The 7,848-nt window shown below is 44.2% G+C and carries 9 protein-coding genes; 8 read left to right on the plus strand and 1 reads right to left on the minus strand.

All coding sequences use genetic code 11. The features are described from left to right. From acpP to ptsG, 8 genes are all read left to right on the plus strand, one after another. Window positions 1-142: acyl carrier protein (acpP, locus tag IQR33_RS14880; RefSeq protein WP_193843792.1), on the plus strand; the 142-nt coding region annotated here is incomplete at its 5' end. Between the two features lie 93 nt (window positions 143-235). Further along, window positions 236-1,486, plus strand: a complete 1,251-nt coding sequence (gene fabF / locus IQR33_RS14885; RefSeq protein ID WP_005372948.1) for a beta-ketoacyl-ACP synthase II — start codon at window positions 236-238, stop codon at window positions 1,484-1,486. A 107-nt stretch (window positions 1,487-1,593) separates the two neighbouring features. Continuing rightward, window positions 1,594-2,409 (plus strand): aminodeoxychorismate lyase, encoded by an 816-nt coding sequence (gene pabC / locus IQR33_RS14890; protein ID WP_005372949.1) that lies wholly within the window; start codon window positions 1,594-1,596, stop codon window positions 2,407-2,409. After that, window positions 2,406-3,422 (plus strand): endolytic transglycosylase MltG, encoded by a 1,017-nt coding sequence (gene mltG / locus IQR33_RS14895; RefSeq protein WP_054576217.1) that lies wholly within the window; start codon window positions 2,406-2,408, stop codon window positions 3,420-3,422. The genes pabC and mltG overlap by 4 nt, the downstream gene beginning before the upstream one ends. Continuing rightward, complete coding sequence (gene tmk / locus IQR33_RS14900) at window positions 3,419-4,051, plus strand: dTMP kinase (RefSeq protein ID WP_172563541.1); 633 nt, start codon at window positions 3,419-3,421, stop codon at window positions 4,049-4,051. The genes mltG and tmk overlap by 4 nt, the downstream gene beginning before the upstream one ends. 24 nt (window positions 4,052-4,075) lie before the next feature. Continuing rightward, window positions 4,076-5,038 (plus strand): DNA polymerase III subunit delta', encoded by a 963-nt coding sequence (locus tag IQR33_RS14905; protein WP_017633842.1) that lies wholly within the window; start codon window positions 4,076-4,078, stop codon window positions 5,036-5,038. Continuing rightward, window positions 5,029-5,796: a TatD family hydrolase gene (locus tag IQR33_RS14910; protein ID WP_017633841.1), complete on the plus strand. Its 768-nt coding sequence runs from the start codon at window positions 5,029-5,031 to the stop codon at window positions 5,794-5,796. The genes IQR33_RS14905 and IQR33_RS14910 overlap by 10 nt, the downstream gene beginning before the upstream one ends. Window positions 5,797-6,240: 444 nt before the next feature. Next, window positions 6,241-7,671 (plus strand): PTS glucose transporter subunit IIBC, encoded by a 1,431-nt coding sequence (gene ptsG / locus IQR33_RS14915; RefSeq protein WP_005372959.1) that lies wholly within the window; start codon window positions 6,241-6,243, stop codon window positions 7,669-7,671. Here the strand turns inward: ptsG and IQR33_RS33135 are convergent. Further along, the coding region (locus IQR33_RS33135; RefSeq protein WP_228013906.1) for a hypothetical protein at window positions 7,668-7,848 on the minus strand (181 nt) is incomplete at its 5' end. The genes ptsG and IQR33_RS33135 overlap by 4 nt on opposite strands.

The raw sequence follows: 7,848 nt of genomic DNA on the forward strand, positions 1-7,848 counted from the left end.
TGATCTAGGTGCTGATTCTCTAGACACTGTAGAACTAGTTATGGCTCTAGAAGAGGAATTCGACACTGAGATTCCTGACGAAGAAGCTGAGAAGATCACTACTGTTCAAGCTGCAATCGACTACGTAAACAGCGCTCAGTAATTAGCTCTCCCAGGCGGTCTCCTAGACCGCCTGTGTTCTTTCTAACTTCTTCTATCCTCTCATAGAAATATTCAATTCCCGGAGAATTATATCGTGTCCAAGCGTCGTGTAGTTGTCACTGGCATGGGTATGTTGTCACCGGTAGGCAACACAGTAGAATCATCTTGGAAAGCCCTGCTAGAAGGTCAAAGTGGTATCGTAAATATCGAGCACTTTGATACTACGAACTTCTCAACTCGTTTTGCAGGTCTTGTTAAAGATTTCGATTGCACAGAGTACATGTCTAAAAAAGATGCTCGTAAGATGGACCTTTTCATCCAGTACGGCATTGCAGCGGGTATTCAAGCTCTTGATAACTCTGGCTTACAAATTACCGAAGAAAATGCGGCTCGAGTTGGTGTTGCTATCGGCTCAGGCATTGGCGGTCTTGACCTTATCGAAACTGGCCATACTGCATTAGTAGACAAAGGCCCTCGCAAAGTTAGCCCATTTTTTGTTCCTTCGACCATTGTAAACATGGTTGCAGGTAACCTATCTATCATGCGTGGTCTCCGTGGTCCAAATATCGCGATTTCTACCGCATGTACTACTGGCCTGCATAATATCGGCCATGCAGCACGTATGATTGCCTACGGCGATGCAGATGCGATGGTTGCTGGTGGTGCAGAAAAAGCTTCTACGCCTCTTGGCATGGCTGGCTTCGGTGCAGCTAAAGCACTATCTACTCGTAATGAAGAGCCTCAAAAAGCGTCTCGCCCATGGGATAAAGGCCGTGATGGTTTTGTTCTAGGTGATGGTGCTGGCATGATGGTGCTTGAAGAGTACGAACACGCAAAAGCACGTGGCGCGAAGATTTACGCAGAACTGGTTGGTTTTGGTATGTCTGGTGATGCTTACCACATGACTTCTCCAAGCGAAGATGGCTCTGGTGGTGCACTTGCGATGGAAGCGGCAATGCGTGACGCGAACATCACAGGTACCCAAGTAGGTTATGTGAATGCTCACGGTACATCTACTCCTGCTGGCGACGTTGCAGAAATCAAGGGCGTGAAACGTGCTCTTGGTGAAGAAGGTGCGAAGCAAGTACTTGTATCATCAACTAAGTCTATGACTGGTCACCTATTAGGTGCAGCAGGCTCTGTTGAAGCAATTATCACGGTTATGTCTTTGGTTGACCAAATCGTTCCACCAACGATTAACCTTGATGATCCAGAAGAAGGTCTAGACATCGACCTTGTGCCGCACACTGCGCGCAAAGTTGAAGGTATGGAATACGCTATCTGTAACTCGTTTGGCTTTGGTGGTACAAACGGTTCTTTGATCTTCAAAAAGTTCGCTGAGTAACACTATCTAACCTTATTTAGATAAGCGAAACTTGTATTCTAACGGCTCGATGCTTAGCATTGAGCCGTTTTGTTTTATTTGTTGTCTGCTAATTTGAAGGTACGTGAATGTTTTGGGTAAATGGAGTTCCGCAAACGCATGTAGAGCTAGGTGATCGCTCATTCCAATACGGTGATGGAGGCTTTACCACCATCCTGACCCAAAATGGAGAGTTGGTTTACTGGCAAGAACATACTGAGCGCATGAGTGCTTGCCTTGACGCTTTGAAGATCTCTTCACCTGACTGGAAAGTTGTGCATGATTGGGCAAGCAAAGCGGTTTTATCTGACGCACGAGCGGGGGTGAAGATTCACGTTAGCCGCGGTATTGGCGGGCGAGGGTATAGCCCTAATGGGATTAAAGGCCCTATCGTGACGATTTCCAATTTTGCGTTTCCTTCTCATTATTCATCTTGGCAAGAACAAGGTGTGGACTTGGGCGTTTGTAATACTCGTCTAGGGATTCAACCTTTACTTGCTGGACATAAGCACAACAACCGTTTAGAGCAGATTCTCGCCAAGGCTGAAATCGACAATACAGAGTTTGCAGATGCAATAACGTTAAATGTGCAAAACCATGTCATTGAAACTACAATGGCCAACCTTTTTTGGGTTAAAGGTAATAAAGTATTTACGCCGGAGCTGACCTTATCAGGCGTTACGGGCGTAATGCGTCGTAAGGTGCTTGAGTTACTTAAAGTAAGTCATATTGAAGTCATCGAGGGGCGTTTTATACTTCCAGATTTGCTGAGTGCTGACGAGGCTTTCATGTGTAACTCAATATTAGGTGTCGCACCTATTCGCAGCATAGTGACATCGAACTCTAAGACTATATTTCCGATAGGAAAATTGACTCAACGACTGCAAGGGAATTTAACTACGTGATTAAAAAACTGTTGGCTTTTGTTGTGCTGATCGCAGTGATAGGCGCAGCAGCTGTTTTTTATATAATTTCACAGGCTAAACAATACGTTGAAAAGCCTATTCTATTGGAACAACCTCAGCTGTTTACTGTAGAAAGTGGTACAAGCTTTCATCATGTCATGCGCGCCTTAGTTGAAGATGAGGTGATTGAAACATCGGAGTACATCCGTTTAATTCCTCACTTATATCCAGAATTGTTGCAAGTGCGAGCGGGTACTTACCAACTTGAGCCTGGTATGTCGCTTTCGCAAACATTGGAGCATCTGAATACTGGAAAAGAATACCAGTTTGCGATCACTTTTGTTGAAGGCAGCCGCTTTTCTGAATGGGTAGATCAACTAAAAAGTGCTCCTTATTTAAAGCATGATTTAACCGATCTTTCAGAAAAAGAAATGGCTGCGAAGCTCGGAATTGAGAGAGAAAAGCTAGAAGGGTTGTTTTTAGCAGAAACCTACCATTACACAGCGGGTGCGAGTGAAAGCCAGTTATTAAAACGAGCGCATCGAAAACTCAATAAAATACTGGATGCTAGCTGGGAAGCTCGTCAAGAAAAGCTGCCATTACAGGATAAATATGAAGCCTTGATTCTCGCGTCTATCATCGAGAAAGAGACGGCTATTGATTCTGAGCGTGAGCGCGTCGCTTCTGTGTTTATCAACCGATTGAACAAACGCATGCGGTTACAAACTGATCCGACAGTTATTTATGGTATGGGTGACGCCTACGATGGCAACATTCGTAAGAAAGATTTGCGTACGCCGACACCATATAACACCTATACCATCAATGGTTTGCCACCAACACCGATTGCGATGGCTGGTGAAGCTTCCATTGAAGCGGCTTTGAATCCAGAAAGCAGCAACTATTTATATTTTGTAGCAAGTGGAAAGGGCGGACATGTATTTTCGAAATCCCTTGCTGAGCACAACCGTGCTGTTCGTGCCTATTTAAGAGAACTAAGAAAGAAAAAATGATGAAAGCAAACTTTATTGTCGTTGAAGGCCTAGAAGGCGCGGGTAAAAGCACTGCGATTAAAACCGTTTTAGATACGCTAAAAGCGGCCGGTATTGAGGATATCGTAAATACCCGTGAGCCAGGAGGCACACCGCTAGCAGAAAAAATGCGCGCTCTGGTGAAAGAAGAGCACGAAGGCGAAGAACTTAAGGACATGACGGAGTTGCTTCTTCTGTACGCTGCACGTGTTCAGTTGGTTGAGAACGTGATCAAACCAGCTTTGGAAAACGGTCAGTGGGTGGTTGGTGACCGACACGATATGTCGTCGCAAGCTTATCAAGGTGGTGGCCGTCAGATTGACGCATCGTTAATGAAAAATCTCCGGGATACAACGCTTGGTGATTTTAAACCTGCTCTCACTCTCTATATGGATATTGACCCTCGTGTTGGGCTTGAGCGTGCGCGTGGGCGTGGTGAGTTAGATCGTATAGAGAAGATGGATATTAGTTTCTTCGAGCGTACACGTGAGCGTTATTTGGAGATTGCTCATGCCGATCCTTCCGTCGTTATCATTAACGCAGAACAGACGATTGAAGGCGTGTCGCGTGATATTCGGGACGCTCTAAACGAGTGGCTAGCTCGTCAATAAGTGAAACGTAAATTTAGGTGACTCATGTTAAATGATTATCCATGGCTACAGCCAATATGGGATAACCTCAAAGTAGGGTTAGAGTCGGACAGAATACCAGGTGCGCTTTTATTACAAAGCGAGCAGGGCTTGGGCATCGAAAAACTTATCGAGTTTTTTAGCCAAGTACTTCTTTGCCAAAATTACGCGAGTGAAGCATGCGGTTTTTGTCATAGCTGCCAGCTAAATCAATCTCAAAACCACCCTGATTTACACTGGATCAAGCCAGAGAAAGAAGGAAAGGCGATAACGGTGGACCAAATTCGCGCTTGTAACCGTCTTGCTCAGGAATCATCTCAGCTTAATGGTTACCGCCTATTTGTAATAGAACCGGCGGACTCTATGAACGAGTCGGCATCGAATGCGCTGTTAAAGACGCTAGAAGAGCCTGGGGCAAAGTGCTTGTTTTTGCTCGTTACCCACAATCAGGAGCGTCTGCTCCCAACGATTCGTAGCCGTTGCCAACACTGGGTTGTTGCGCCTCCGTCAGCGGAACAAGCGATGCAATGGATGCACGAACAAGGGGCGAAGCAAGTTCCTGCTTATGCCTTAAAACTGAATATGGGCTCTCCAATAAAAACATTGGATGCGTTAAATAATGGTGAGCTCGAAGCTTACTTGGCTTTTGAACGCAGTTTTATTAAGGCAATGTCTTCGCCTGTTTCAGACGTTTCTGAGTGTGCTTCTTTAATCGCTAAACACTCAGAGCAATCACTAGACTGGGCATGGTATTTACTGACAGATGCTCAGAAAGCGCAGTTTGGTGTATCAGAAGCTCAAATGCTTCCGGGTGCGACAAAGTTTCAATCGGACAACTATAACGGTTTGTACTCATCAGCGAAGGCGCTGATGAACCTGAAAGCTCAGGTGCAAGCCTTTCCTGGCCTGAACCTTGAGCTACTATCAATGAATTGGTTAATTGAATCACGAGAGGCATTATGTTCGTAGATTCTCATTGTCATTTAGACAAATTGAATTACGACGATCTCCACATCAATGTGGAAGACGTTATTAACAAAGCTAAACAAGCAAACGTAACTGAACTACTTTCTGTTGGAGTAACGCTGGATTCTTTCCCGAAAATGATGGAAATGATCGAGCCTTATGACAATGTTTATGCTTCGTGCGGTGTGCACCCACTTGATGTTGAAAGCGACTTTTCGATGGACGTATTGCGCCACCATGCGTCGAATGCAAAAGTCGTCGCTATTGGCGAAACGGGTTTAGATTATCATTACAAGCCCGAAACGGCCGCGTTACAGAAAGAGCGCTTTGAGCAACACGTTGATCTTGCAGTGGAGCTCAACAAACCTTTAATTATCCATACCAGAAACGCACGTGCGGATACTCTAGATATTTTGCGTAAGGGTGGGGCAGAGAAATGTGGTGGTGTTATCCACTGTTTTACAGAAGATCTTCCATTTGCTGAAGCTGCACTGGAGCTGGGGTTTTATATTTCTATCTCGGGGATTGTTACTTTCCGTCAAGCTACAGAGCTAAAAGAAGTGGTGAAGACTCTACCTTTAGAGAAGCTTCTTATTGAGACAGATTCTCCTTACTTGGCTCCTGTCCCTCATCGTGGCAAAGAGAATCAACCCGCTTATGTTGTCGAAGTCGCTTCTTATATTGCGCAACTCAAATCGTGCTCTCTTTCTGAAGTGGCACAAAAAACCACCGAAAACTTCCGAGATCTTTTTTTGCGATGAAAAAATAATAAGAGCATAAAAAAGGAGCTTAGGCTCCTTTTTTGTTGATAAAAACAACAGATACGCTCACGAGTTTAATGTTTACTAAAAATGTTGATTTAATAACATTCAAAAATCACAAATGTAATTTTGTTACTAAAAATAACATTGAGGCGTATTTTATTTACGCCTTAAAATTAATTATATAAATAATTAATTCTTTATAAAACAGTAATATAAGTGCAATGCAAACCTTTTCATCGGCTGTTTTTGGGTGTGATCCAAGACTTGTTTTGAAACTAAATTTCGTAACTGTGTGGAAAGTTTGAGGGTCATCAATATATATTTAGAGCCGGAAAATATAATGCAGTTGTGGTTACATTTTCATTGGGTGCTAACCTTTAGGCTACGGGGGTGTGCCGTTAGTGCCCAAATAATACTTATAAATTTATCAGGAGCATAAACATGTTTAAGAACCTTTTTGCTAACCTGCAAAAAGTTGGTAAGGCTCTGATGCTTCCAGTATCAGTTTTACCAGTTGCAGGTATTTTATTAGGTGTGGGTGCTGCCCATCTAAGCTTTATTCCAGAGATCGTTTCTAATCTTATGGAACAAGCTGGTGGTTCAGTATTCGGCCAAATGGCACTTCTATTTGCAGTAGGTGTAGCTCTAGGCTTCACTAACAACGACGGTGTTGCAGGTCTTGCAGCTATCGTTGGTTACGGCATCATGACGGCAACGCTAGGTGTAATGGCGGGCGTTATGGGTGTTGAGAAAATCGATACAGGTGTACTAGGTGGTATCCTTGTCGGTGGTGTGGCTGCTTGGGCATTCAACCGTTTCTTCAAAATCCAACTTCCAGAGTACCTTGGCTTCTTCGCTGGTAAGCGCGCAGTGCCAATCATCACTGGTTTTGCTGCGATCATCCTAGGTGTTATCCTTTCTGTTATCTGGCCACCAATTGGCGGTGCAATTTCTGCATTCTCTGATTGGGCTGCACACCAAAACCCACAGCTAGCATTCGGTATCTACGGTGTTGTTGAGCGTTCTCTAATCCCATTCGGTCTACACCACGTATGGAACGTACCGTTCTTCTTCGAAGCAGGTTCTTGTGTTAACGCTGCCGGTGAAGCTCAAAATGGTGTACTAACTTGTTACCTAGTTGCTGATGAAGCATCTCGTGCTGCTGGTAATGGCTTCGGTCAGCTAGCGGGTGGTTACATGTTCAAGATGTTCGGTCTACCAGCTGCAGCAATCGCAATTGCTCATTGTGCTAAACCAGAAAACCGTGCAAAAGTAATGGGTATCATGGCGTCAGCTGCACTGACTTCATTCCTAACTGGTATTACTGAGCCAATCGAATTCTCATTCCTATTCGTTGCTCCACTACTATACGGTATCCACGCTCTACTAGCTGGTTCTGCATACATCGTTTCGAACACTCTAGGCTTTGTACACGGTACTTCTTTCTCTCACGGTCTGATCGACTTCCTAGTTCTATCTGGTAACGCTCAGAAGATGGTGCTAATGATTGCCGTTGGTCTAGTTTACGCAGTAATTTACTACGTAGTGTTCCGTGGTGTAATCACAGCGCTTGACCTAAAAACACCTGGCCGTGAAGATGAAACGGAAAGTGCAGCTGTAACTTCTGGCTCTGATATGGGCGGTGAACTGGTTGCAGCGTTTGGCGGTAAAGCTAACATTACTGGTCTAGATGCATGTATCACACGTCTACGTGTAGCAGTTGCAGATACAGCAGCTGTTGACCAAGACAAGCTAAAACAACTAGGCGCTGCTGGTGTTGTAGTTGTAGCTGGTGGTGTACAGGCTATCTTCGGTACTAAGTCTGATAACCTAAAAACTGAAATGGATGAGTGGATTCGTAACCACGGTTAATCGCAGTCATTCATAGTAATGCATAAAAGGAGGCTTCGGCCTCCTTTTTTAGTTCCTATTTTATTAACTGACAGTTCCTTTTTTAGTGTGATCCTAAACTCATCTTTACTTTTGTCAGCTTTTTCATACATCGAGCTTACCCATCGTTGACATATTGATATGCCATTATGTTTGAAT

This window comes from Vibrio sp. OPT46, assembly GCF_015163535.1.
GTDB lineage: Bacteria > Pseudomonadota > Gammaproteobacteria > Enterobacterales > Vibrionaceae > Vibrio > Vibrio alginolyticus.